At 42.4% G+C, this 24,279-nt stretch carries 21 protein-coding genes and 3 tRNA genes; 11 read left to right on the forward strand and 13 right to left on the reverse strand.

The window, feature by feature from the left end; all coding sequences use genetic code 11:
* Nucleotides 1-258 precede the first annotated feature (258 nt).
* From COR50_RS14850 to COR50_RS14860, 3 genes are all read left to right on the forward strand, one after another.
* A complete protein-coding gene (locus tag COR50_RS14850; protein ID WP_157760892.1) occupies nucleotides 259-4,620 on the forward strand; it encodes a PAS domain S-box protein in 4,362 nt (1,453 codons plus the stop codon).
* A gap of 120 nt (nucleotides 4,621-4,740) precedes the next feature.
* Entirely contained in the window at nucleotides 4,741-6,015 is a 1,275-nt protein-coding gene (locus COR50_RS14855) for a DUF2264 domain-containing protein (RefSeq protein ID WP_232516176.1), read from the forward strand.
* Between the two features lie 165 nt (nucleotides 6,016-6,180).
* Nucleotides 6,181-6,537: a hypothetical protein gene (locus COR50_RS14860; RefSeq protein WP_098194715.1), complete on the forward strand. Its 357-nt coding sequence runs from the start codon at nucleotides 6,181-6,183 to the stop codon at nucleotides 6,535-6,537.
* A gap of 3 nt (nucleotides 6,538-6,540) precedes the next feature.
* Here the strand turns inward: COR50_RS14860 and COR50_RS14865 are convergent, their stop codons facing one another.
* Genes COR50_RS14865 through COR50_RS14880 form a run of 4 tightly spaced genes read right to left on the reverse strand, consistent with a single transcriptional unit; the run spans nucleotide 6,541 to nucleotide 8,923 of the window.
* Complete coding sequence (locus tag COR50_RS14865; RefSeq protein WP_098194716.1) at nucleotides 6,541-7,608, reverse strand: AI-2E family transporter; 1,068 nt, start codon at nucleotides 7,606-7,608, stop codon at nucleotides 6,541-6,543.
* A 49-nt stretch (nucleotides 7,609-7,657) separates the two neighbouring features.
* On the reverse strand, nucleotides 7,658-7,909 hold the full coding sequence (locus COR50_RS14870; protein ID WP_098194717.1) for a hypothetical protein: 252 nt from the start codon (nucleotides 7,907-7,909) through the stop codon (nucleotides 7,658-7,660).
* A gap of 18 nt (nucleotides 7,910-7,927) precedes the next feature.
* Nucleotides 7,928-8,146, reverse strand: a complete 219-nt coding sequence (locus tag COR50_RS14875; RefSeq protein ID WP_098194718.1) for a YtxH domain-containing protein — start codon at nucleotides 8,144-8,146, stop codon at nucleotides 7,928-7,930.
* 18 nt (nucleotides 8,147-8,164) lie between these two features.
* On the reverse strand, nucleotides 8,165-8,923 hold the full coding sequence (locus COR50_RS14880) for a DUF1269 domain-containing protein (RefSeq protein WP_098194719.1): 759 nt from the start codon (nucleotides 8,921-8,923) through the stop codon (nucleotides 8,165-8,167).
* Nucleotides 8,924-9,247: 324 nt separating this feature from the next.
* On the opposite strand from COR50_RS14880, the gene COR50_RS14885 reads away from it, so the two are divergent.
* Nucleotides 9,248-9,610: a hypothetical protein gene (locus COR50_RS14885; RefSeq protein ID WP_098194720.1), complete on the forward strand. Its 363-nt coding sequence runs from the start codon at nucleotides 9,248-9,250 to the stop codon at nucleotides 9,608-9,610.
* 2 nt (nucleotides 9,611-9,612) lie between these two features.
* Here COR50_RS14885 and COR50_RS14890 read toward each other — a convergent pair whose 3' ends face one another.
* The 3 genes from COR50_RS14890 to COR50_RS14900 all read right to left on the reverse strand — a co-directional run bounded on the left by COR50_RS14890 (nucleotide 9,613) and on the right by COR50_RS14900 (nucleotide 11,834).
* Nucleotides 9,613-10,068 (reverse strand): nuclear transport factor 2 family protein, encoded by a 456-nt coding sequence (locus COR50_RS14890; protein WP_198405661.1) that lies wholly within the window; start codon nucleotides 10,066-10,068, stop codon nucleotides 9,613-9,615.
* A gap of 47 nt (nucleotides 10,069-10,115) precedes the next feature.
* Entirely contained in the window at nucleotides 10,116-10,646 is a 531-nt protein-coding gene (locus COR50_RS14895; protein WP_098194721.1) for a DinB family protein, read from the reverse strand.
* 135 nt (nucleotides 10,647-10,781) lie between these two features.
* Nucleotides 10,782-11,834 (reverse strand): zinc-binding dehydrogenase, encoded by a 1,053-nt coding sequence (locus COR50_RS14900; RefSeq protein ID WP_098194722.1) that lies wholly within the window; start codon nucleotides 11,832-11,834, stop codon nucleotides 10,782-10,784.
* 218 nt (nucleotides 11,835-12,052) lie between these two features.
* Between COR50_RS14900 and COR50_RS14905 the strand changes: the two genes are divergently transcribed.
* Entirely contained in the window at nucleotides 12,053-13,294 is a 1,242-nt protein-coding gene (locus tag COR50_RS14905) for a DUF5690 family protein (RefSeq protein WP_198405662.1), read from the forward strand.
* A gap of 20 nt (nucleotides 13,295-13,314) precedes the next feature.
* Entirely contained in the window at nucleotides 13,315-14,016 is a 702-nt protein-coding gene (locus tag COR50_RS14910) for a phosphonatase-like hydrolase (protein ID WP_098194723.1), read from the forward strand.
* 36 nt (nucleotides 14,017-14,052) lie between these two features.
* Here the strand turns inward: COR50_RS14910 and COR50_RS14915 are convergent, their stop codons facing one another.
* From COR50_RS14915 to COR50_RS14935, 5 genes are all read right to left on the reverse strand, one after another.
* A complete protein-coding gene (locus COR50_RS14915; RefSeq protein ID WP_098194724.1) occupies nucleotides 14,053-14,637 on the reverse strand; it encodes a helix-turn-helix domain-containing protein in 585 nt (194 codons plus the stop codon).
* Nucleotides 14,638-14,760: 123 nt separating this feature from the next.
* Nucleotides 14,761-14,834, reverse strand: a tRNA-Arg gene (locus COR50_RS14920).
* 13 nt (nucleotides 14,835-14,847) lie between these two features.
* A tRNA-Arg gene (locus tag COR50_RS14925) sits at nucleotides 14,848-14,921 on the reverse strand.
* 69 nt (nucleotides 14,922-14,990) lie between these two features.
* Nucleotides 14,991-15,878 (reverse strand): mechanosensitive ion channel family protein, encoded by an 888-nt coding sequence (locus COR50_RS14930; protein ID WP_098194725.1) that lies wholly within the window; start codon nucleotides 15,876-15,878, stop codon nucleotides 14,991-14,993.
* A 252-nt stretch (nucleotides 15,879-16,130) separates the two neighbouring features.
* Nucleotides 16,131-16,214, reverse strand: a tRNA-Leu gene (locus COR50_RS14935).
* Between the two features lie 243 nt (nucleotides 16,215-16,457).
* On the opposite strand from COR50_RS14935, the gene COR50_RS14940 reads away from it, so the two are divergent.
* The gene (locus tag COR50_RS14940; protein ID WP_232516177.1) at nucleotides 16,458-17,663 is read left to right on the forward strand and encodes an NAD(P)-dependent oxidoreductase; all 1,206 of its coding nucleotides are present in this window, start codon (nucleotides 16,458-16,460) and stop codon (nucleotides 17,661-17,663) included.
* 149 nt (nucleotides 17,664-17,812) lie between these two features.
* Here COR50_RS14940 and COR50_RS14945 read toward each other — a convergent pair whose 3' ends face one another.
* Entirely contained in the window at nucleotides 17,813-18,496 is a 684-nt protein-coding gene (locus COR50_RS14945) for a hypothetical protein (RefSeq protein ID WP_098194726.1), read from the reverse strand.
* A gap of 165 nt (nucleotides 18,497-18,661) precedes the next feature.
* Between COR50_RS14945 and COR50_RS14950 the strand changes: the two genes are divergently transcribed.
* From COR50_RS14950 to COR50_RS14965, 4 genes are all read left to right on the forward strand, one after another.
* Nucleotides 18,662-20,686 (forward strand): tetratricopeptide repeat-containing sensor histidine kinase, encoded by a 2,025-nt coding sequence (locus COR50_RS14950; RefSeq protein WP_098194727.1) that lies wholly within the window; start codon nucleotides 18,662-18,664, stop codon nucleotides 20,684-20,686.
* A gap of 11 nt (nucleotides 20,687-20,697) precedes the next feature.
* Complete coding sequence (locus COR50_RS14955; protein ID WP_198405663.1) at nucleotides 20,698-21,450, forward strand: LytR/AlgR family response regulator transcription factor; 753 nt, start codon at nucleotides 20,698-20,700, stop codon at nucleotides 21,448-21,450.
* Nucleotides 21,451-21,697: 247 nt separating this feature from the next.
* The gene (locus COR50_RS14960; protein WP_098194729.1) at nucleotides 21,698-22,987 is read left to right on the forward strand and encodes a spondin domain-containing protein; all 1,290 of its coding nucleotides are present in this window, start codon (nucleotides 21,698-21,700) and stop codon (nucleotides 22,985-22,987) included.
* A gap of 113 nt (nucleotides 22,988-23,100) precedes the next feature.
* Nucleotides 23,101-23,742 carry a peroxiredoxin-like family protein gene (locus COR50_RS14965; RefSeq protein WP_232516178.1) on the forward strand — a complete coding sequence of 214 codons (642 nt, stop codon included), beginning with the start codon at nucleotides 23,101-23,103 and terminating at the stop codon, nucleotides 23,740-23,742.
* Nucleotides 23,743-24,279: the final 537 nt, after the last annotated feature.

Here is a 24,279-nt window from a genome sequence, read left to right on the forward strand (position 1 = left end):
GATAAATAATCAGGAGGATACTTAATACTTTTTTAGGGCAAAGAATTTTTGCAAAATCGATTTTTTAAAGGGTTGTGTAATTAAATTAGACTAACCGGTGAACCTTTTTTATCATCCCGTTTAAACAATATTTGTAAAACTCTTGGCTTGAAATTTCGCCGTGTCAGCGTAGCTGATTATTTTTATGATAGGCGGAGCATTTTAATCAAGCGAATCCAAAACAATTGCACCATTTCCAATGAAAAATAATCACCGCCGGTGAAAGAGATTATGCAAAAATTCCCGATTCCCAAAAATGAGAAGGAGCGTTTGAAGGCTTTGAGAAGCTATAATATCTTGTATTCTAAAATGGATCCTTCATTTGATAAATTAACCGAATTGGCTTCCTTGATTTGTAAGATGCCCGTTTCGCTAATTACGTTGATCGATGACCAAGTACAGTGGTTGAAATCGAAAATAGGCATCGATGTCGAATCTACGCCAAGGGATGTGTCTTTCTGCCAATATACCATCATGGGAAAAGAATTGATGGAAGTCGGGGATACCCGGGAAGATCCAAGGTTGAAAGATCTGCCGCCCGCCAAGGGAAAAAAAGCGATCCGCTTTTATGCCGGGGTGCCCTTGATTGACCCGCAAGGATTCGCTTTAGGATCATTTTGCGTGATGGATTATAGTCCCGGGCAATTAAGCAGCGAACAACGAAGGCAACTGCAATTGTTGGCCGACCAGGTAGTGGCATTGATCGTGGCGGGTAAGCAAAGGGACGAATTACTGAATTATACCAACCTGTTCGAACAAGCGGATGATATGATCTGCGTAGCTAGTTTTGACGGCTGTTTCCAAAAGGTAAACCCCGCATTCAGCCGCATCCTTGGTTGGCCGCTATCCGAATTTTTTAAAAAATCATACCACGATTTTATTCACCCGGTTGACTCGCACAAGGGTGAGCAGGTTTTCAAATTTTTGAAGGAAGGGAAGACTTTAAATAACGTGAGAGTTAGGTTTAAAACCAAGTCGGGTGATTATAAGCTGCTGCAATGGGTTTTAACACCAGAACCTAAAGTGGGTAATATATACGGTATTGCCAGGGATGTAACGGATGAGCAACGTAAAGAAGAGCAGTTAATTGATAGCAAGCAAAAATTAAAGATATTCTTCGAGCATTCTCAAGGGCTCATGGCTACACATGATCTCGAAGGCAGGTTCATATCCGCAAACCTTGCCGGGGCTTCCTTGTTAGGTTATACCCTGAAAGAAATATTGAAGATGAGCCTTTTTGATATTGTTCCGGCCGAACTTCATGCTGAAGTGGTTGAGTACCTCCGCGTGATCCAGGAAGAAGGGACTGCTAAGGGCCAAATGATCACCTTGCACAAGGATGGAAGCCGCAAAATTTGGTTATATAACAATATATTGGAAATTAAGCCTGGGAGCGACTCCTATGTTATCGCGAACGCTATCGATATCACGGAACGGTTTTATCTCCAGAAAGAATTGGAAAGAACCGGTGAGTTATTAAAATTGACCAATAAAATTGCCAGGATAGGCTCATGGATGGTCGAATACCCGGGAGGTAAAGTTTATTGGTCGGAAGTAACGCGTGAAATACACGAAGTGCCGGAAAATTATGTGCCCAGTATCGAGTCTGCCATCAACTTTTATAAACCTGCCAGCGCATCCCAGTTAAGCACCGCGATTAATCAAGCCATCATGCAAGGGTTGCCTTACGAACTGGAGCTGCTCATGGTTGATGCCTTGGGAGAAGAAAAATGGGTCAGGGCGAAGGGGGAAGCAGAGTTTGAAAACGGGGTGTGTAAAAGATTATATGGCACATTGCAGGATATTGACCAGCGTAAACGGTCCGAAATAGCGATGGCTGAATCCCGGAAGTTGCTGAATGATGTATTGGATGCGGCCATTTCTGTTAGTATCATCGCTACGGATACGGAAGGAATCATCACGGTATTTAATAGTGGGGCCGAAAAAATGCTCGGCTATAAAGCCGATGAAATGATCGGGAAGCATTCGCCGGCCTCGCTGCATATGGAGTCGGAAATATTGATGGAAGGCGCGGAGATGTCGAAAAAATATAAAATGGATATCAAGGGCTTCGACGTGTTCGTATACGAGGCCATCCTGAACGGTATCGCTGAAAAGGATTGGACTTTCATCCGCAAAGATGGTAGTACCTGCGATGTCACCTTGGTAATAACAGCGATCAAAGATACCCAACAGAATGTGATCGGTTACCTCGGTATTGCAACCGATATCACCGAGAAGAAAAAAGCGCGGGAAGAGTTGCTGTCGGAAAAAGCTCGGCTCATGGCATTCGTAGAACACGCGCCTGCAGCCGTTGCAATGTTCGATAATGACTTAAAGTACCTTGTTGTCAGTGATCGTTGGTACGAAGATTACCAAATTACCGGGGATATCATCGGTAAGTCGCATTACGAAGTATTTCCGAATATAGAAAATCGCTGGAAGGAGATTCATGCGCGGGCTTTACAGGGCGAAGTACTGCAAAGCCGTGAAGATCGCTGGAGGCCATTGGGATGGGATCAAGATCAGTACTTGCGCTGGGAAGTTAGACCCTGGTATCAACTGGATGGTAAGATAGGGGGGATCATGATGTTTACGCAAGATATCAGCCTAATCATCAAGCAGCGGGAAGAATTGCGTTTGGCGAAAATGAATGCCGAAAGGGGGAGCCAGGCCAAATCGGAATTTTTGGCTAATATGAGCCATGAAATCCGCACCCCGTTAAACGGTATAATCGGGTTCACGGACCTGGTGCTTAAAACACAGTTAAGTCCAACGCAAAAACAACACTTGGCTATCGTGAATCAATCCGCAAATGTCTTGATGAGCATCATCAATGACATCCTGGATCTATCGAAGATCGAAGCCGGGAAGTTCGAGCTGGACGTGGAGAAAGCCGATATTTTTGAATTGGGGAGCCAGGCGGCAGATATCATTGCTTACCCGACGCAGAAAAAAGGAGTGGAAGTATTGCTAGACATCAGCGCTACTTTGCCGAGGTATATTTATGTCGATTCGTTAAGACTTAAACAAGTACTGGTGAACCTGCTAAGCAACGCTGCCAAGTTTACAGAGAAAGGCGAGATTACCTTGAGCATTCAACCGTTAAAAGAATGGGACGGATCGAGTTTAGAATTACGTTTCGAAGTGAAAGACACCGGTATCGGTATTCATGAAGATAAATTGGAGAAAATCTTCGAAGCTTTCTCCCAAGAAGATCCTTCCACTACCAAGAAATACGGGGGAACCGGCATTGGACTGACGATTTCAAATAAGCTGCTCGCATTGATGGACAGCCACTTACAGCTTGAAAGTACCGTTGGAAAGGGGAGCCGGTTTTATTTTGACCTGGCAATAAAAGCCGAGGCCGGGCAGCCGTTGACCTGGATCGACCCGCTACCGGTTCAACGGGTGCTAATCGTGGATGATAATCCGCATAACAGGGAACTTCTCCGGGAGATGTTTGCGTACAAGCAGATTTTATCGGATCAAGCGGAAAATGGATTGGAAGCTTTACGGTTGTTTTCAAACGGTATGAATTATGATATTGTTGTCATGGACTACCACATGCCATTGATGGATGGTTTAGAAACCATTGAGAAAATCAAGAAGCATTTCCCCGGTGCTTGCCAACATTTCATCTTGTTACACAGTAGCGCCGACGATGAGGGGATTATTAAAAATTCAGAGCGGCTGGGACTGAAACACCGCTTGGTGAAACCGGTTAAAATGCAGGAGCTTTTTGGAATATTGCCCAAGTTGTTCCGCCAAAATGAAGACGAAGCTAAGGCGGAAGTTAAATCGGCAGATTCCACCAACAGCACTTTCACGGTGATGGTTGTTGAAGATAATGAAGTCAACATGCTGTTAACCAAGGCGATCATTAACAAGTTTGCCCCGCATGCTAATATAATTGAATCCACCGATGGTATCGACGCATTGGCTCAATATAAAAGGTTGGTACCTGATATCATCCTGATGGATATCCAGATACCCGGCATGAACGGTTATGATACTACGAAAGAAATTCGTAACATTGAGGGCGCTAAGAAAATCCCTATTATTGCACTAACTGCCGGAAGTATTGCCGGGGAAAAAGAAAAATGTTTGTTAGCTGGTATGGATGACTTTTTAGCCAAACCCGTCGTGGAAGAAGAAATTGCCAACATGTTTAAAAAATGGTTACCCGGGACAACCCTAAGCCAAACAAGCACTCAAAAAACAATGGAATTACAGGATTCAATATTTGACCTAAATGTATTGATACAATACATGGGTGAAGAGAATGTCAGTAAGGATATGCTGGAACTTTCCAAATCGGAAGTAGGCAAGTCTATGGAACGGTTAAATGAATTTGTGCATGCCGGCGATTTTATAAACGCCAGGGCAGTTGGGCACAAGTTGTTCGGGACTGCTTCCATGGTAGGTATGCCCGACCTGGCCAAGGTAGCTAAACAAATTGAAACACAGGAAACAGAGGATCCCGGGCAATTCCAGGCTTGGCTTCAACAGGCCAATGATATCGCGGCAGCTGCTTTGGCAAAATTGCAAGAAGTAATAGATAGCGGCCGTTTTCAATAATTCAATTTAATCCCGTTCTTAATTTTTATTCAAATCCTAGTAGTTTTTGCGAAAATAGTAGTCCTCCGTACGTTCTATAAAGTGTAATTTGTACGCATAAAGAATTTTAAAGTACAAAGCATGATCAACTTTAAGAATGTATTATGGCTACTCTTTTGCATCGTAATGATGCGAACCGTTGCTTTTTCCCAAAAGAAGAACAGGGCAAGAATAACAACATCATCAGCCGTGCCCAGCCAAACAACCGGTAGTGAAGACAGGGCTTACTGGTGTAAAATATTATACAAAATGGCATCGCCAGTCGTGTTTAACTTGGCCAAGGGGACATTAAAGCAAAACATGCCGGTTGAAACACCGAAAGGTTACGCTAAAAAATACGAAAGGGTTACTTACTTGGAAGCAGTTGGTAGAACCATGGCAGGGATTGCTCCCTGGTTAGCTTTGCCAGATGACAATACGGCGGAAAGTAAGATGAGAAAGGAATTAAGAGATGCCCTATTAAAAGGCATCGCCAAAGCGGTTGATCCGCAAAGCCCGGATTATTTGAATTTCAGAACCGATTACCAACCTATCGTGGACGCTGCATACATGGCATTAGGTTTCCTACGCGCCCCGCAAGCCTTATGGGAACCGTTGGATTCATTGACGAAGTTGCGCGTGATTGAAGAGTTTAAAGCGCTTCGCACCCGTTCCGGCGCTTATAATAACTGGTTACTTTTCGCGGGAATCAACGAGGCGTTCTTATTAAAAGTAGGCGCCCAGGAAGATCCCTCCAGGATAGAATTTGCCCGCAGAAAGATCGAAGAATGGTATGTAGGGGATGGTTTTTACAGCGACGGTCCTGCCTTTAGCATGGATTATTACAATTCATACGTGATACACCCGATGCTGGTAGAGATGTTTAAAGTGTTGCTGGATAGGAAAAAGATCGGTAAATCTGAATACGACCAAGCTTTGAAACGCATGATACGGTACGCGGAGTTTAATGAAAGGATGATTTCCCCGGATGGTACCTATCCTGCTTATGGCAGATCCATTACTTACCGTACGGGTGCCTTCCAAGCATTGGCTCAAGTAGCGCTGATGCAGCAGTTGCCGGAACATATTTCCCCTGCATCCGCCCGCTGCGCCCTGACAGCGGTATATCACAAGATGTACGATTACTGTAATAATTTCAACGAGAAAGGATGGTTGGTGCTGGGCTTTTGCGGAAGTCAACCCAATATCGCGGATTATTATACATCTACCGGTAGTTTATACATGGCAACTTTAAGTTTCTTACCATTGGGTTTACCTGCCGATAACGAATTCTGGACCTCGCCCGCTGAAAAATGGACCAGCGTGAAAGCATGGAGCAGCGAACCGTTTAAGAAAGATTACCACGTGGAATATTAAATTGATAATACTCAAAACAGATGCGCCCGCTGGTTTTCCAGTGGGCGTTTTTTATTGATATGTAAATTAATGTGTTGATTGGAATAAAATTTGCTGTGTTTGTAAGCCTTTCGGAAATTACCAAGGCGAATGCCTCATTGGCTTAACTAACAAAGACATAAAAGCGTGTACTATATATTTATCCAGGCAGTTGATCTATTCGATGAACTGTCTAATTTGCTGGGCGCTAAGTTTCAGCATCAGACGGAACCGTTAACAGAATTTTTAAGGAACGAGAAAAAATATGCCGAATCTTTAGGAGGTGAATACCAACAGGTAGATCTTTCAGACATCAGCATGTGCCTGGTTAAGAATAAAGAGAGCATGTTGCAGCCCAAGTACGCTGCTTACCCCTTTTATTTATTGGTAAAATGCGAACCAGGTATCTCCATTGCCAAGGAGATGGAGCTCATCAAGTACATGTTATCAATATTGAAAGAAGCCGGTTGGAAGCCAGTACTTACAACGGAACTAGGTTTGTAACTATCATGTTTTCATCGGGTTCCTTTCCGGCCTGTCATCGCCTAATAATAGTCCCCAATGTTTGAACTTCTCCGAGTTACTGAAGATGATTTTCAGGATAGCAAGGACAGGTAGTGACATGAACATGCCCGGAACCCCGGCGATCGCCCCGCCGATAATTACACCCAGGATGGTAGCCAAAGCATTGATCTTAATTTGCCCGCCCACGATCTTGGGCATTAATATATTATTGTCTATAAGCTGCACAACGTATATGATCGCGATTACTTTCAAAATTGCCCACAAGTCATCTGTCGTGGTGAGCGTCAACAATATAGCGAGAACATTGCCAATAAACGGGCCTATGTAAGGGATTAAATTGAGGATCGCAACAATGACCCCTATGAGTAAGGCATGTTTAAATCCGAAGAAATATAAAAGGGCCCCGATCAGGACCGTCATGTAAATAATTTCTATCGATAATCCAACCAGGTAGCTTTTCATGACATTTTCCGTTTCTTTGATCGTTTTTGTTAGTGTGCCATGACGCTCCAGTGGGAACCACATATAAAGGAATTTGAGAATTAATATCCTGTAATACATCATCAGGAAAACATACAATGGTACGAGGCCAAGTAAAACGACCAAGCCACTGATAGACGAAGCGGCGGTACCCAGGATATTCCCGGCGTACCCGACGAGGTTACGGCTTTCATTGTTAATCATTTCCAGCTGTTTCTCCGTCGTAAAATCTGTTTTCTCATTAATCCACGCGCTGATAGAATTGATGTAGCCGGTAATGTTGGATTGTAACTTCGGAAAATCCCTTGCCAGGGCCGCAATTTGCGAGGTGAAAAACCAAATCAATAAGGCCAGCAACATTAAAAGGAAGATAATACAGATCAAGATACTCAGCACTTCGGGTACTTTCCATGAACGTAACTTCCTAAATATTGGCAAAATAACAAGGCATAGGAAAAAGGAGAGCAAGATCGGGGTGATGATACCATTTCCCACTATCAGGATATAGCATAACAATGCTAATCCCATCAGTTCAATTGACCTGCGGACTGTAATTGGCAAATTATTCATATAGGTTTTTTACATTAAGGGGTTCGTAAGTACTGATAATTGGATTAATTTACGAGGATTTTAATTTTTTTTCAAGGTTATCTGCCAATTCTTTGTACTTGTTCATGGTTTGTTGCTGCATTTTTTCAAGGCGGGCTATCGATTTTGAAATATCGTTTCCGTTCATTCCTGCGAAGCCGATCCACTGTTTTAACTTCTTGATGGCTTTCTTATGATCGCTTTGCGTGCATGCATAGCCGATCAAGGTTCCTACCGCGGTGCCTACTAATGCGCTTGCTAAAATTTTTGCTTTCGTGTCCATAATTAAAATACTTTGGGTTTACGGTATATGTTCCAGGGGGGTATCAACATGAATCTCTTTGTCATCAATGGGGTTGGCGAACTTTTCTAATTCATCTGCCGCCATCCCGGGCAATTTCTTCATTTTCCGTACCATGTTCCGGCCTTTATCACAGGAAAGCAGGAAGCCGATAAAAGCGCCTACGGAGGCTCCCAGGATAATTCCGGCGATCATCTTTTTTCTTTCGCTTGATTTCATGGTTGTATCGAATGATTATTATTTAGAATTGGATCCAGGTAAGAATCTTTCTTTTTGGCGATGCCATTTTTCCAGCGCGTTGCCGGGTGTTTTTGCAATTTTATTCTCTACCTGGGATAATTTGTAACGGGTGTCCTTTCTCAAGCCTTCGAGGTATTCCATCTTTTCCTGTAATTCGGGGCTCGCCTGTGTTTTCAAGCTCACCCGGTTTTGATCATCCACCTCGCTGTCATCCCTTCTTAATGCTTGTTTGAATTCCTTTTCTGCTTGTTCCACTAGGTTTCTTTCCTCTTCTTCCGATTTGGCTATATACTCGTCATAAACTTTGTCTACCGGCATCCGCACTACATTTTGTGCCCCTTTCTCCAAATAGCTATCCAGGAAAACGGGCTCCTCTTCATCGGCGTCCAAGATAATGATGTAGCTCCCCGGGTTCGCTCTTTTTTTTAATTCAGAAACAAATTCCTCTGAAATATCGAAAGCCTGTACCTCTCCGTAGGCTCCAACAAGCATGCCGAAGGTAGCGCCGATAACAACGCCAATCGGGCCTCCTAATAATCCAACTAAACCACCTATGGCAGTACCGGTAATCGTACGCCATCCTTCCTCCGGATCATCGGTATCCGTTAATACTTTTATTTCCTGGCCGTCAAGAACTTTTAACAATACTTTCCTGTAGATGATGATATCATGAATTTCCTGTAAATCTTTTAAATGTTGCCAGGCGTCGTGGGCAGATTCCTTCTTGGCGTAGGAGGCTACTATTACATTTTCCATTGCTAAAGGTTTTTACACTTAAACTATCTGTATTATAACGTGTTGCAAAAGGGGATTGTTCAATAATGCGGGCTGTATAAAGTGTAAAATTTATTAGCATATGACATAAGTCGTTAAACATCAAAACATTTACAAAGCGGCCTTTGTTAATATCAAATAAAACAATGCGCCATGGGAAAGTTAGTTTTTCTGTCGGGGATATTATGCATGTTGTTGATCCCCAATTGGGTATCGGCCCAACAATCTTCCAGTGGGAGCGAGGATGAACTCGCTATTGTACAAGCGATATAGAAGAAAGCGAAAAGAGACCTTATCAAGGAGTATATGAAGTTGGATTCCACGAAGGGGGGCGCTTTTTGGAAAGTCTATGATAAATATGAAAATAGCCGTAAAGGAATTATCAATAACCGGTTGAATATCTTGAAGGACTATGCAGATGAATATAAAACATTAAATGATGCCGAGGCAATCAACTTGGCCAACAGGGCCATCAAGAATAAGCTAGCCGCCGAAAAGCTGAATAAGAAATACTTAAAGCGTTTTAGTAAAGCGATCGGGGGTAAAGGAGCCGCCAAATTCATGCAATTAGAGAATTACATTCAAACCGTTATCAGTAGTTCGATCCAGGAACAATTGCCTTTCATCGATGAATTGCAAGAAGCACAAGCGGCGGCCCTGGATATGTAATATTATTTTTCGCCGGAATTATTGTAATAGGTAAAGTCATTGGTGATCTTCCCGTTCTCTATCTTAAATATTGAGCAGATAGGCAGTGTAAACGTGGTACTGTCAGGTAATGTGCCACGGGAGATAAATTCTACGATCATATAATCATCGCCCGATGGATACATATTGATGATAGTATCATTTACATCGGGTATGCCTTGTTGTAACGCCGTGTATTTGTGTATAATTTGTTCATGTGTTTGATACACTAATCCCTGGCCCAATGATGGGTCCTTGAAAGCCGCGGTGTCACTGTACATAGCTGCCATACTTTTCCAATCATGTTGGTTGAAGTTATCGAAATATTCATTGATCAATGCAGAATGCGTGTTCACGGTATCTTCTGCCGGGATACGATCTTGATTACATGCACAAAACGTAAGCGTCATCCCGAATATAGGGGCAATGAAGTATTTCATGGGATCATGATTTTATAAAAGATAAATAATTTTTCGAATTTAAATGATTACCAACCTATGTAGGGAGGTGGTTTGATTCCTTTTAACCTTAAATAAACGATCACTTGCCCCAAGTGATGTGATTGGTGGTCGTGTAAGAGTATCAGTATCTGCCGCTTTGTTTTAGGTCCCGCGAAGAACTTCACGATGTCATCAAGTTCGGAGGCTTGCAATTGTTGATGTGCTTTCAGTCCGCTGGCATAAGCATCTTTCAACACTTGGATCACACCGGCTTTATCAAGATTTTCGGCATCGAGTTTAGGAACAGTCCCGCCATTCATTAAATAACTGTTGGAAAGCCATTGTATATTTTGGGCGATATGTACCATTTGTTCTTTAAAGCTCATTTGTTCTGGCACCGGTTTGAAATCGTAATATTCCTCCGGCATTAATTCCGCCATTTTTAACGCGTAACCCGTTGCGTTTTGCCACTTTACGGAAAGCTGGCTCAATAGGCTGTCTTTTTGCTGCGCCTGCGCCTTACTACTGCATAAAAACGTAACAAAGGCGAGTAGGAGACTTGTATAAATGATCTTCATAGAATTTGAATGTAGTTATAAAAAATGGCATTATATTGAAAGTAACGTTATTCGAATATAAGAAATCATTGTTGATCAACTTACAACTTTCGAGATTTGCCATTTTATTGACCGTAGTAAAATCCCTAAACCTGTTTAAGAACAGATTCCCAGCCTGTAATATTGTCCCCGCGTCGCTTGCTGCAAAGCTTCGTCAATTTGCTCCAAAGGAAATTCCTTGCCTACTAAGCCGTCAAAAGGATATTTTCGTCGATGTTTTTTTATAAAGTTTATGGCTTGGGCCAAGTCATCCGGCGTGTAGTTATGAAGACCTTTAATAGTTAATAAATTTTTAACGATCATTTCAGCATTTACAAGGGTGGCAGGTTGGGAATATACAGCGCCCACCCAAACGGCGGTTCCCCCTGTATTTAAACACGATAAGCCTCTTTCCATTACGGCGGGAACGCCGGTTGTATCAATTACGATATCAAATTCTTTGGTAACCGGGGTGTTTTCTGCACCGAATCTTGTAGCCATTTCCAATCTTCCCCGGTTAATATCCATCGCTACCACCTTGGCCGCCGCAGCTTCTTTGGACATTGCACATGCTGAAAGGCCAAGCATGCCGCATCCGGTAACCAGCACATTTTTGTTTTTCACATTTCCTGCAAGGCGAAGGGCCCCGGCTATAGTAGCATGGGTGCAGTTGATCGGGGCCGCCTCCCGGGGTGTTAGGCTCCCCGGTAATTTGAAAATGGCCGTCCCTTTTTTCAATACACAATGCGTTGAGAAACCCCCGTTCAATCCATCTTCCAAGGTAAATTCTTGATGTCCATATTTATATAAGCCCGGTGATTTTTGCGGCATGCCCCTCAAGGCCATCGTGTTTCCATGGGGATCGAATGCATACACGCACCAGGTAACCAGGTCGCCAACCTGCAAATTTTCACCTGCGAAGTCGGTATCTATGCCCGTTCCTTTCGCGGTAATTCTACCGATAATTTCATGTCCCAAAACGCAAGGCATGGGGCCATGACGTCTTCCGAGGTAAGTATGGACATCGCTCGTGCAGATCGTGGTGTATTCTATTTTAACCAGCACTTCTTCGTTCGAGGTGGTTGGGATGGGTATCGTTACCGCTTCTAATGGTTTTCCTACGTCGCTAAATACCATCGAGGTTGCATATGCAGGGCTTGGATTACACATATTGATAAGTCTTGAAATTGATTGAATCAAAGGTAAAATATTGAGCCCCTAATTGAAAATAAATTTACTAATAGTAAAATTATTTAACTATTAGTTCATATTCAGTTAACATGCTTTGTGCTTTGTAGTATTAATTTTATGGCTGTTAAAAGGAAATGGAAGAAATGTTCAATAAAATATTTAATTTTACAAATAGTAAAAATTGGTCGAGTGCATATTTGATAATTGCCGTATTTATTTGTTATACGGGAATGTATGCCGTTAGGAAATCCTTCTTGGCAGGTCAATTTACCGGGCTGGACTTTGGGTATGGTTTGGATGCCAAGACGATCTTGGTGTTAAGCCAGGTATTAGGGTATATGCTGTCGAAGTTTTTCGGGATCAGGATCGTGTCGGAAATGAAGAAGGAGCATAGGGTTTCCTGGTTGACCGGGCTGGTCTCATTCGGCTTGTTGATGCTCGCGGTATTTGCCTGGGGCCCGGGGCTTGTTAAAGTAGCAGCTTTGTTTCTTAATGGCTTATCATTGGGAATCGTATTCGGAATCGTCTTTTCATTCATCGAGGGAAGGAAGAATACCGAGCTGCTGGCAGCTGCCTTGAGCGCGACATTTATTTTTTCCACCGGATTGGTAAAAACCACGGGCTTGGTATTGATGCAAGATTTTAACTTGGGTGAGTACCAGGTGCCCTTTTTGACGGGTTTACTATTTTTTCCACTTTTCCTGTTATCTGTTTGGGTGTTAAATAGGACAGGGGCGCCGGATGATTCCGATATCCGAGAACGTGTGCAAAGGGTACCCATGTACCGTGAAGATCGCAGGCAATTTTTGATCCAAAATGGCACCGGTTATTTCGGTTTGGTCGCGATATATATCGTGCTAACCGTGGTACGGGATTTCAGGGATAACTTCGTAGTTGAATTTTGGGCCGAGCAAGGTTTTTCGAAAGCGCCGCAAGTAGTAACATTAACAGAAATTCCGGTGGCTGTTTCCGTACTGCTGGTAGCATCGGCCGGCGTATTAATCAGGAACAACAAAACTGCTTTTAATGTGGGCATGTGGCTGATGATGTTGAGCGCCCTGTTGATGTTATGCTCCACGATGCTGTTTAATTGGGGTAGGATGAACGCGGTTGTATGGATGATCGTGAGTGGCATCGGGGTGTATTTGCCTTACATATTGTTTCATTGCCTGGTGTTTGAGCGTTTGGTAGCCCTCTTGAAATTTAAAGGGAATGTAGGCTTCTTGTTTTATATGGCTGATGCCTTCGGGTACCTGGGGAGTGTTGCCGTGTTGGTTTTAAAAGAGGTGTTGGGATTCCATCAATCCTGGTCTGTTTTTTTCGTAAACATGAACCTTGAAGCGGCTTCCTGTATCTTGTTGATTACAGTATTCGTGACTTGGTATTTTAATAAAAAATTTGCTAAGAAAAGTGCTGCAGGAGTATTGAATTATACTTGAGCGTTTAAATTAAATACATAATGAAAGACATTAAGATGGTCGTTTTCGATATGGCTGGAACGACGGTAGATGAAGATAATATTGTTTACAAAACAGTACATAAAGTTTTAGTGGATGAGGGCTGCCCGGTGTCATTGCAGGAAGTTTTGAAACATGCTGCCGGTAAAGAGAAGTTTCAAGCTATTAGGGATGTAGTGGCTTCCGTTAGCGGGCTGCCAGATCCGGAAGGGATCGCTTGCCGTGCATTCGCTCAGTTTAAAATTACCTTGGAGCAACAGTATGATCATGTACAAATAAAGGGTTTCGATGGCGTGGAACAGTTATTTGCGAAACTGCGGGCGGGCGGCGTAAAAGTTGTTTTGAACACGGGTTATAGCAAGATGATTGCCCATAAATTATTGACAAAACTAGGTTGGGAAACCGGTACTCACATCGATGCATTGGTAACCGCGGATGATGTGGCGCGCAGCAGGCCCTACCCGGATATGATCTTCAAGGCGATGGCATTATTTGACATAAATAACCCGGCTTTAGTTTTAAAAGCCGGCGATTCTGATGTAGATATCATGGAGGGTAAGAATGCCGGTTGCGGTATGACGGTTGGGGTATTGAGCGGGGCGCAGGGTAGATTGCAATTGGAGGCCGCGGCTCCTGATTATATCTTTGACAAGCTAACAGGTATCGAAAGTCTTTTGCATGTTCACGGGCTACCCGGGATTTAGGTGTTGCTAGGATTTCTAATTTTGTTTTCGGAAGTTTTAGGTTGTCGAGAGGGTGTTATTGAAAAAATATATTACTAGCATTTTGCAGGGTATTTTCCCGTTGTTGACAGGGACATGGGGAACCCTGCCGTCGAAAAATAAGGTATCTCCTTCGTGCAACAATACTTCGTCATCACCGATTTGATAAGAACAATCGCCGGAAAGGATGAGTTTCATTTCATAAGCATCGGTTTCGACTTTTTCCCTTTTTGATCCCGGTTGAATATCTAGCAGGATGGCTTCGAAGCCTATGGAGATGAATTGTTTGCCGAAAAGGTACCTGTATTCAAAACCAATGGCTTCGTCTTCCTTTTCAATGACGCTATGCTCAGATTTCCGCGTTATGATATATTTCTTTTCTTCATGCTGCGGCAAGCCCTGGAAAAATCCAGGGACATCGATTCCCAAAGAATGAATAATGCTGATTAATACGGGTAGGGAAGGGATGGTTCTCCCGTTTTCTACCCTTGAAATCAAGCCGTTGCTTACACCGCTACTACTAGCGATATTGTGGATCGTGAGATTGTTTTTCTTACGCAATTCCTTGATACGCTTGCCTATGCCAACGATGTAATCTTCCATGGTGGTTGGTGGTTTGAATACTTAACAAATTTCTACAATGATGGGGAAAGTTCAAAATGCGGGCGCTGAAACAGGGGATAAAAAAAGTGCCAATCCATAGCAGGAATTGGCACCGTATTTTCGTGACTCCGTCAGGATTCAAACCTGAAACCTTTTGATCCGTAGTCAAATGCTCTATTCAGTTGAGCTACGGAGCCATCTTAATTTTTGTGACTCTGTCAGGATTCAAACCTGAAACCTTCTGATCCGTAGTCAGATGCTCTATTCAGTTGAGCTACAAAGCCATTCGTTTCAATAACGGAGTGCAAATATAGTGGGAATGATTTAATTTCCAAACATTTATAAAAAAATATTTACGCCATTTCTTTTGAAATCGCCATGATCGCCGTATTCAATTCCCTTTTAATCGTCCTAGCCAATTCCTTATTTTGATTCGGTAATAATAATTGCACTTTAAACTTGACCAGGTCCTTCTTGATATCAAGTGTTTTTAGCGAGAAGCTCTGTTCCGAAATATTATTCTTGATAGATGGTGCAATTGCTTTTTTCAATTGCAGCTCCAGCTCTTCCGGAGATTGTGCATGCTTGATATCCAGTTCAAATTCTATCGAAAGCTTCTTGATGTTTTGTTTGGATTGGTTGGTGATAATGCTCGTGAAGATGACAGAATTGGGCAACAATACTATATCATCGTCATCATTTTGCAACACGATATTGACCAGGGTGATATCCAAGATTTTCCCTTTATAATCATCTATCCTGATATGATCTCCCAATGATAATTGATCGCTGAACATAATGATCAAACCATTAATCATGTTGGCAATATAATCCTTCGACAAGATCGCGATAGCTGCCGCAACGATTGTAATGCTGGTAATAAACTGCGATAGGTCATAGCCAAACACAATTATTAAGCTCAGCACGATAAACGTAGTATTTAATACGGACGATATCCTGTTTAGACCGAGTACAAAATTGTCTCTTGTCAAAGGTGGGAGATTATGTTTCCTGGTATACCAAGAAATTAATACTAACCTGCTCAGGCTTATAACCAGGTTAGCTCCCAGGAAGAACATCAAGCCATCCATTACCCTGGTTACCCAATTGTATTTGGCAAACCAATCAACATGATTCAACTTGACATACACCAACGCGATGTACACGATAAGTTTTACAATAAAAATAAGCCTATCATTCTTGGTTTGTTTCTTATTATAAGTTGCCTGATCTTTTGCCATGCATGAATAGGATTAATGGTATTACAAATGGAAGTATCGATATTTTACAAAGTTAATCATTCCAAGTTCGGGCGGCAAGTTTTATAACGGGTAAGCGATGAAAAGAAAAGTGCGGGTAGTAAAAAAACGGAGTATACCCGCTTTAAACAAACAATGATCCTGAAAATTTTTTAATCCAATCCGTGAAATCGCGGAATCCCTACAAATCCGTGAACAAAAAAGGGAAGAGATCCATGAACCTCTTCCCTTTAGTGCCCAAAGGGGGAATCGAACCCCCACTCCCTTGCGAGAACTAGATTTTGAGTCTAGCGCGTCTACCAGTTCCGCCATCTGGGCATGAACTTCGCAACTATTTGTTGCTGTTCGGGTTGCAAATGTAGAAAGCTTTTTGGAATTTACAAATTTTATTTCTCTTATGAATGAGAAAAATGTAATATTTAAATTGTTTGTCAATAGGTAGTAGCATTGAAATGCGTAACTATAAAGGATTTTCTCCCTCTTTTTGCCGTGAATGAAAATTAACTTATGTTGCACTCCCCAATTGGTTTAACTAAACTTAAGTAGGAAATCATTATGTCTATGATCACTCATATCGGTTTGATCCGTGAAGGGAAAGTGCCTTCCGACAACCGCGTAGCTTTTACACCACAACAATGCGCCTGGATTATGGAGAACTACCCGCAAGTAAGTTTCACGGTACAGCCTTCGCCGGATAGGTGTTTCTCTGATGATGAATACCGGCAGGAAGGCGTTCCGCTGTCTGAAGATTTAAACCATTGCGATATCCTGATGGGCATCAAGGAAGTGCCGGTTCAGCAATTGATACCCGGAAAGAAATACCTCTTTTTTTCCCATACAAAAAAGCTCCAGGAACAAAACAAGGATTTACTGAGAAGTATTATCGATAAGAAAATCACGTTGATCGACTATGAATGTTTGGTTCATGATGATGGACAAAGGATCTTGGGCTTCGGTTTTTTTGCCGGGGTGGTGGGCGCCCATAACGGCTTGCTTGCCTATGGGCAAAGAACAGGTTCTTTTACTTTTAAAAGGGTACATCAATGCAAGGATTTTCAAGAGCTGATTACCCATTATTTCGGTGTGAAACTACCACCGATGAAGATCGTGGTTACCGGCTCTGGTCGCGTTGCCGCTGGGATTTTAGAGGTGATGGGCTTGCTGGGTATCAAGTATGTAACACCGGATGAGTTTTTGATCTGCCAATATAAATACCCCGTTTACACGCAGTTGAAGGCAGGTGAACTTTATCTAAAGAAAACCGACAAATCATATAGCCGCGAAGATTTTCACCGTAACCCGGGCGCTTACGAATGCAAATTTCTTCCTTTTGCTACCGTGAGCGATGTCTTAATGAACGGTATCTATTGGGATAAAAATATCCCGCAGCTTTTTACCTGGGAAGACCTGGCATTGGACAATTTCCGCATCCAGGCAATCGCTGATATTACGGACGATAAGTTTGGATCTGTTCCTTGCAACCTGGGCGATACTAGCATCGATGACCCTATTTACGGTGTTCATAAACGAAAGCGTGAAAAGACGGAAGACCCTTTCGACCCGGATAGCATCACGATGATGTGCGTTGGTAATTTGCCAAACGAATTACCCAGGGATGCAAGTCAATATTTCGGGGATCAATTGATGAAATATGTGTTCGATGACCTGCTGATGGAAAAAAGCGAATTGATAAGGAGAGCCACGATCATCGATGCTGGGAAGTTGACGAAGAAATATAGTTATATGCGCGATTATGCGGGCGTCTAAACCTAGCGAGATTTCCAGGTTCTCAATATTTTTATTTGCTGGTTCTGGCTTTTAAGCCCGAACCAGCAAATAAAATTGGGCATTGGGACAAACATTCAAAAACCGAACCCGGGTTTCGTACACCAATCGATCGGATGAAATGCTACGGTTTAAAACGGGCTGGAAGGCATTAAAAATTCCGCGGCCAGTTTACCGGTAATATAAAACGCAAACATAATCGCGATAGGCGAAATATACCAACTGATCGTTTCCTGCGTTCCACTTGCCCTTAATGATTGTTGGAATATATTTATCATGAACAGGAAGATATAAACAATAAATACCATCATAAATCCTATACTCCTGATAATTCCTGCGGGGTTCATCATATCGTAAACATTCACTGAACTACCGAACATTTTAACCAATAAAACTACCACTAACAGCAGTACCAAGCCAATCCCGCATAAAGCGCCGGTCAAAAGTTCTTGCTTGAATACAGGTTTGCCGCTAATGGATTTAATGCCGAAGGAAAGCGTCGAAATAATAAGCATGAATAACCCTGCAACCAATCCGCATTTTAATAGCATGCCGAAGGACAATATCTCCCTTAAATATTTCCCCGCTAAAATGTACGGCGTTAAGAAATACAATATCATCGTACTTAACATCAAGAGTAGCGCGTTTCCATATACGCCTTCGCCGGGCTGTTTAAATAGGTCATAAGTGCCGTTGACCGGTTTCAGGAAAACTGTTTTCAGGATGCCCGGTAATTGCTTTTTATAAAAGGACTTCAAATTTTCCTTATCCATGATACCGGCGGTCGCCCCGGAACTTTGATTACTCGCTTCCATATGTACTAGGGTTTTAATTGTTTACATCTAAGTTAGGATGCCTGCTAAAGGCTTACAATATGGAATGATTACCCGCTCAATCCCGGTTATTTACTGCTGCTGAATACTTATTTTTTGCTAATAGCGCTATATTTGGTAACGATTCTTTACCCTAATACCCCCGCCATGAAATTCTTATTGCTATTCCTGGTAGCATTTTACATGATATTCCCGCTTGAAGCACAGCAGTTGCAGCGGTCAATTGATTCATTAAACTATTTGCTTTCCAGGCATACGGAACAAGATACCACAAGGTTGAAACTGTTGAATGAGCTGGCGTTTAACTATTATTCAGTAAGTCCCGATAAGGGCTTGGAGCTTGCCATGGAAGCGGAACAGCTCGCAAAAAAATTGCATAACATCAACGGTATGGCTGTCGCCAACAGCAGGATTGGCGTTAATTATTGGGCTAAAGGTGAATATGGTAAGGCGATGGAATATAACAATAGGGCCATCGCGATATACAAGGAATCAGGGAACCGCCTGAGTTATGCCAAAAACCTGAACAACCGGGGAATCAGTCATTTTGCCTTGGGGGATTACGTGGCTTCACTAAGGGATCATGAAGAAGCTTTGGCTGCATTCCAGTCGCTGTTCTATCAACCGGGTGTGCAACATTCTTATAATAATATGGGGACTGTTTTCCTAACCCTCAATGACTACCCCAAAGCCCTCGATGCATTCCTTTCGGCATTAAGAGTTAAAGGTAACGATGATCCCTATTTGCAAGCCAGCGTATTGAGCAACATCGGCTTAGTATATAAAAATTGGAAACAATATGATAAGGCCCTGGCATATGAACAGGATGCTCTAAAAATTTATACCGATTTCGGTAGCAAGCGGGGAATGGCTTCTTGTTATTCCAACATAGCGTCCCTGTATGACTTTATGCATCAGCCCGGTAAGGCGATCGAACAATTTAGAAAATCTCTTGAGATCAATACCGAAATTGGAAACCGTGAAAAGGTGGCGAGCGACTTAACTAATTTGGGTATGGTTTACCGCGATCAAAACAAAAAAGATTCAGCAGTTCAATATTTGAAACATGCGATTGAATTATACCGTGAACAAGGCAATAAAGGGGACCTGTCGATTGCTCAAATTTCCCTGGCAAGTGCTATAGGCGGCCCCCCGGCTGAAGTGCTGAAGATCCAAGAAGCGGCGCTAAAAAATGCCCGCGAAAGTGAAATTCCGCTGAGAATCAGTGAAGCCTTGCTTGCCATCAGCGAAACTTATGAACACGGCGGGCAATGGGCCGCGGCGATGAAAGCTTTCAAGGAACATGCTGCGTTGAAGGATTCCATATACAACCAGGAAAAAGACCGGGAAATTACCCGCAAACAAATGAGCTTTGATTTCGAAAAGAAAGAAGCCGCTGCGAAGGCTGAAATACAACGCCAATCAACCATGAGAAAGGCTACAATGTTGGCTGGCGGTGGATTGCTTTGCGCTGCCATGCTGGGATTTATCTTGTATAAAAGAAGGAGGGACATGATCTCTATCAAGAAAGAAGCAGCATTTAAAACGCTGGTAGCCGAAACGGAGTTGAAAGCTTTGAGATCCCAAATGAACCCGCATTTCATCTTTAACTCGTTAAACTCAATAGGCGATTATATCCTTAAAAACGATACGAAAGCGGCCAGGGATTACTTGGCTAACTTTTCCAAACTTATGAGGTTAACTTTGGAGAACAGCCTTTATCCTGAAATATCTTTACAAGAAGATCTCAAGTTTGTAGAAATGTACTTGGCCGTTGAACGAAAACGCTTACAAGGTAAGTTTGATTACAGGATATCGTGTAGCGAAGCGATTGACGCCGAGAATATCTTGTTGCCGCCGATGCTCTTACAGCCTTTTATTGAAAATTCTATCTGGCACGGCTTCCATGGTGATTTTGAAAATGGGATGATCGAGATCAATATCGCTATGCAGGGTAATAAACTGCTTTGCAGTATTGAGGATAATGGCCAGGGGCGCAGGCATGCCGATACGGTAGGAAAACCTGCTTCCCTTGGTATGAGCATCACCAGGAGCAGGCTCGATATATTGAATGCGCAACATACATCGGGAGCGCTGGCCACTTTACAAATAATCGATAAGTTAAAGGGGGTTAAAGTGGAATTATTATTGCCGCTAATCCAAAAGTTTTAAACTATATGGGTATGAATATCGCGATCGTGGATGATGAACAACATTGTATCGACGCATTATTGGAATTGTTGAATCATTATAGTGAACATATTGCCTCGATCAAGACTTACGGCAATGTCGAAGCTGCCGTAAAAGGTATCAACTCCTTTAAGCCGGATATTTTGTTCCTAGATATCCAATTGCAGGATCAAACAGGTTTCGACGTGTTAAAACAGTTGAGGTTCAAGGATTTTAATCTCGTATTCTGTACAGCCTTTGAACAATACGCGATAACTGCCTTTAAATTCAGCGCGATGGATTATTTGCTCAAGCCTATCGCCGGGGAAGAGTTTAATGAAACGATGGAGAAGCTTTTGGCAAAGTCGGAGAAAGATGCGCTCAACGGCAAAATGCAAGTGCTGATGTCGCATTTAGAATCATCGGGACAGCAACATAAAAAAATCTGCATCCCGACCATAGATGGGTACGTGTTTCTGAAAATGCAGGAAATCATCCGCTGCCAGGCAGATGTGAATTATACCTATATTTTCACGGCAGATCAACAGAAATTCGTTGTATCGAAAACGTTGAAGCATTTTGAAGACCTGTTGAAACCCCCTCATTTTTTCCGCGTCCATAATTCCCACCTCGTAAACATGGATTATATACAAAAATACACCAAGGGTAAAGGTGGATTCGTTACACTTTCCGATCAAACAGTGTTGGAGGTATCCACCAGGCGGAAAGATGAATTTTTAAGATTATGTAAATTGCTGGAAAAGTAATAATTCCATCCAAAGGAAATAGGTGTTGTACCAAATTGTTAAAATTCTGTGAAAAGAATATATTTCGTTATTTATTATATTTAATTGAAAGCCACGTAATTATAACATATTGATATAATGCTGGCTTTGGGCCTCAAAAACTGGTTCGGGAAATATTGACAACTTTTAGGGAAAAGCAGGTACCATTTACAACTTCGTAGTCAGCTAGTTTTGTAATTCATTTATAAACCAAACACGGGGTACGATTATGAACTACAAAAACTTTAAATGGCTGAGCTTTGGATTATTACCTTTTTTCTTGTTGTCATGCGATAAGGACGACGATCAGCCCAAGCAACAAAAGGTAACTATCTCGATTGAAAATATTCTAGATTCCCGCCCACTGGTAGAATCAGGTACATTCAAAAATGACGGCGCCGCTCCTGTAGTGATGCCTGGAGAATCCATCTCTTTACAGTTTTATGCTGCCAAGGGACAGGCGATTAGCTTTGCAACGATGTACGGTTGGTCTAATGACTTATTCTTCGCACCGGAAAACCCCGGTATAAAATTATACAGTGAAGATGGTACGCCGATCGAAGGCGATGTGTCAAGTCAAATTAAGTTGTGGGACAATGGAACACGCATCAACCAAACTCCCGGTGCCAGCGTTACACATCCCGGTACCGCGGAAACATCCCCTAAAAATATTATGCAAATATCCGGCATGGATGAACAGGGCAATAAATACGAAGCGGCATCAAACCTGATGAAAGCCAGTTTACACTATGATGGAAACTCTCAATTTACACTGACAATAGAAAATATATCGGGGGGAACGATGAATGAAACGCCATTCAGTCCGGGTGTTTGGGCAGTCTCTTATATCGCCGGTGGAAATTTATTAATGCCCAATCCATTATACGTAAATGGAGAAGTGTCCAAAAACGGCTTAACAAATATTGCGGAAATGGGTGATAACTCCGTATTGGGCGATTATATCGCTGGTCAAACTGGAATCTTTACCCCGTTATCGCCTGTTCTCGTGGTCGTGTACAACGGTATCGATAACCCGATCTATAAGACAGGGGAAAATGATCGCGGCAAAGGGTTGAAAAACTTGGCTCAAAAAGGTGATGCCAGCGTATTGGCTGCTTACTTGGAAACTTTGCCGGGTGTGAAAAATGTGTACGTATTGCCAGCAGAAAGTTCTACTGTTTTATTGCCGATGATTAACGGTGCTGCGGGTAGCAAGGTAAGCCAAGACTTAAATGTAAGCAAAGGGGATCGTGTTGCTATTGCTACAATGTACGGTTTGTCGAATGACTGGTTTTTTGCCAGCAAGGATAATGGTGTTGATGCGATGGAAAAAGGAGATATATCCAATACGATAGGTTTGTATGATGACGGCACAGCCGTAAATCAATTCCCGGGGGCGGGCATTACCCAATTTAACTTGGCAGGAACACCGTTGGATGAAAGTAAAGCCATTGAAGCGGTACCTAATCCAAACGAATTCACCACCTTGCCAAGTATAATTAAAGTAACTCTCGAATAATCCAACCATCATTAGCCATGGTACCGGGGAAATTTGATGTATTTAGTACAGCCCCGGTATCTAGGCTTTAAGCTGAAAATGGAAGTATGTTATATAAGCTAATAAAAATGAACATGTTAAAAGGAATTCTAACAAAGGGGGTGCCGGTGCTAATATTGCTGTTATGCTCATTAATGCCGTCTTTAAAAGCTCAACAGGTGGATCAATATCCAAGCATGCCTGAAGATATAAGCCCGTTGCTGAATGGTGAAAAAATCCCGGCATTAATGTTAAGAGATATGGCAGGTAAAAGCGTTGATCTTAATGCTGAATTTATGAATAAGCCGACCGTCTTGGTTGTTTACAGGGGTGGATGGTGTCCGTTTTGTAATAAACAGCTCTCGGCATTGCAAGAAGCGTTTCCCGCATTAAAGGAGATGGGATACCAATTAATTGCCGTTAGCACCGACAGCCCCGGTAATCTGAAAATGACCGCCGAGAAGGATCAGTTGGAATACACTTTATTATCGGATGCAGATCTACACGCAGCTAAAAGCCTAGGTATTGCTTACATGGCGCCCAAAGCATACCATAAATTACTACCTAATTCAACGGGAGGGCTTGATAAAGATTTGCTATTACCGGTGCCCTCCGTATTTATCCTGGATAAAAAAGGAGTGATTCATTTTGAATATATCAACCCCGACTTTAAACAACGATTGGATGCCGGGTTGTTAAAAACCGTCGCAGCCGGTTTGTATAAGGATTTAATGTAGTTTAATACGATTTATAAGTTTTGTTTTAGAGAAGTATTGACAACCCGTGATGTGAAAGGAATCTCCCCGGGCCGATCTTTTGATCGCCGGGGTATTCCTAATTTTATTGTATAGTTTTCAGGAAAAACTCTATCGGTGGAATACTAAGTTTTTATAAAGAATCATTGTTGTCCGACTAAAAATGCTTTAAAGGTACTTTAATTCCTTACCTGGTAAAGGATATAAGCGAAGGATGATCTATTCAAAATCCCGGGTAGTCCCGCCAAGAATACCCTGTATCCACGCACTGCTGATAGGGAAGCCATCCAGTGGTAGAAATGCCGGATCGAGCGATCAAATTGGTGGCCGTGATGGCCAATTTGTGGCTTTTTTGGGCAAGCAAAAAAGTACAAGAAACGAGCAGATGAACATTGAATCGAACTATTGAGGGATCAAATTGCTCCCCGGTTAAAATTTAGTCGGACAACAATGTATAGAAATATGTTTAATTTTATCATACATATAAACGAATTGTGCGTCAATTTATAAAAACCCGAA

It is taken from the genome of Chitinophaga caeni (genome assembly GCF_002557795.1).
Classification (GTDB): domain Bacteria; phylum Bacteroidota; class Bacteroidia; order Chitinophagales; family Chitinophagaceae; genus Chitinophaga; species Chitinophaga caeni.

What these genes read in the sequence shown, in the direction of transcription:
- COR50_RS14910 (WP_098194723.1), top strand. Translation starts at nt 13,315, where the DNA reads ATGAAAGACATTAAGATGGTCGTTTTCGATATGGCTGGAACGACGGTA.
- COR50_RS14900 (WP_098194722.1), bottom strand. Translation starts at nt 11,834, where the DNA reads ATGTGTAATCCAAGCCCTGCATATGCAACCTCGATGGTATTTAGCGAC.
- COR50_RS14880 (WP_098194719.1), bottom strand. Translation starts at nt 8,923, where the DNA reads ATGGAAAATGTAATAGTAGCCTCCTACGCCAAGAAGGAATCTGCCCAC.
- COR50_RS14965 (WP_232516178.1), top strand. Translation starts at nt 23,101, where the DNA reads ATGTTAAAAGGAATTCTAACAAAGGGGGTGCCGGTGCTAATATTGCTG.
- COR50_RS14855 (WP_232516176.1), top strand. Translation starts at nt 4,741, where the DNA reads ATGATCAACTTTAAGAATGTATTATGGCTACTCTTTTGCATCGTAATG.
- COR50_RS14960 (WP_098194729.1), top strand. Translation starts at nt 21,698, where the DNA reads ATGAACTACAAAAACTTTAAATGGCTGAGCTTTGGATTATTACCTTTT.
- COR50_RS14895 (WP_098194721.1), bottom strand. Translation starts at nt 10,646, where the DNA reads ATGAAGATCATTTATACAAGTCTCCTACTCGCCTTTGTTACGTTTTTA.
- COR50_RS14930 (WP_098194725.1), bottom strand. Translation starts at nt 15,878, where the DNA reads ATGGCAAAAGATCAGGCAACTTATAATAAGAAACAAACCAAGAATGAT.
- COR50_RS14885 (WP_098194720.1), top strand. Translation starts at nt 9,248, where the DNA reads ATGAAGTTGGATTCCACGAAGGGGGGCGCTTTTTGGAAAGTCTATGAT.
- COR50_RS14940 (WP_232516177.1), top strand. Translation starts at nt 16,458, where the DNA reads ATGATCACTCATATCGGTTTGATCCGTGAAGGGAAAGTGCCTTCCGAC.
- COR50_RS14865 (WP_098194716.1), bottom strand. Translation starts at nt 7,608, where the DNA reads ATGAATAATTTGCCAATTACAGTCCGCAGGTCAATTGAACTGATGGGA.
- COR50_RS14950 (WP_098194727.1), top strand. Translation starts at nt 18,662, where the DNA reads ATGAAATTCTTATTGCTATTCCTGGTAGCATTTTACATGATATTCCCG.
- COR50_RS14890 (WP_198405661.1), bottom strand. Translation starts at nt 10,068, where the DNA reads ATGAAATACTTCATTGCCCCTATATTCGGGATGACGCTTACGTTTTGT.
- COR50_RS14875 (WP_098194718.1), bottom strand. Translation starts at nt 8,146, where the DNA reads ATGAAATCAAGCGAAAGAAAAAAGATGATCGCCGGAATTATCCTGGGA.
- COR50_RS14870 (WP_098194717.1), bottom strand. Translation starts at nt 7,909, where the DNA reads ATGGACACGAAAGCAAAAATTTTAGCAAGCGCATTAGTAGGCACCGCG.
- COR50_RS14955 (WP_198405663.1), top strand. Translation starts at nt 20,698, where the DNA reads ATGAATATCGCGATCGTGGATGATGAACAACATTGTATCGACGCATTA.
- COR50_RS14915 (WP_098194724.1), bottom strand. Translation starts at nt 14,637, where the DNA reads ATGGAAGATTACATCGTTGGCATAGGCAAGCGTATCAAGGAATTGCGT.
- COR50_RS14945 (WP_098194726.1), bottom strand. Translation starts at nt 18,496, where the DNA reads ATGGAAGCGAGTAATCAAAGTTCCGGGGCGACCGCCGGTATCATGGAT.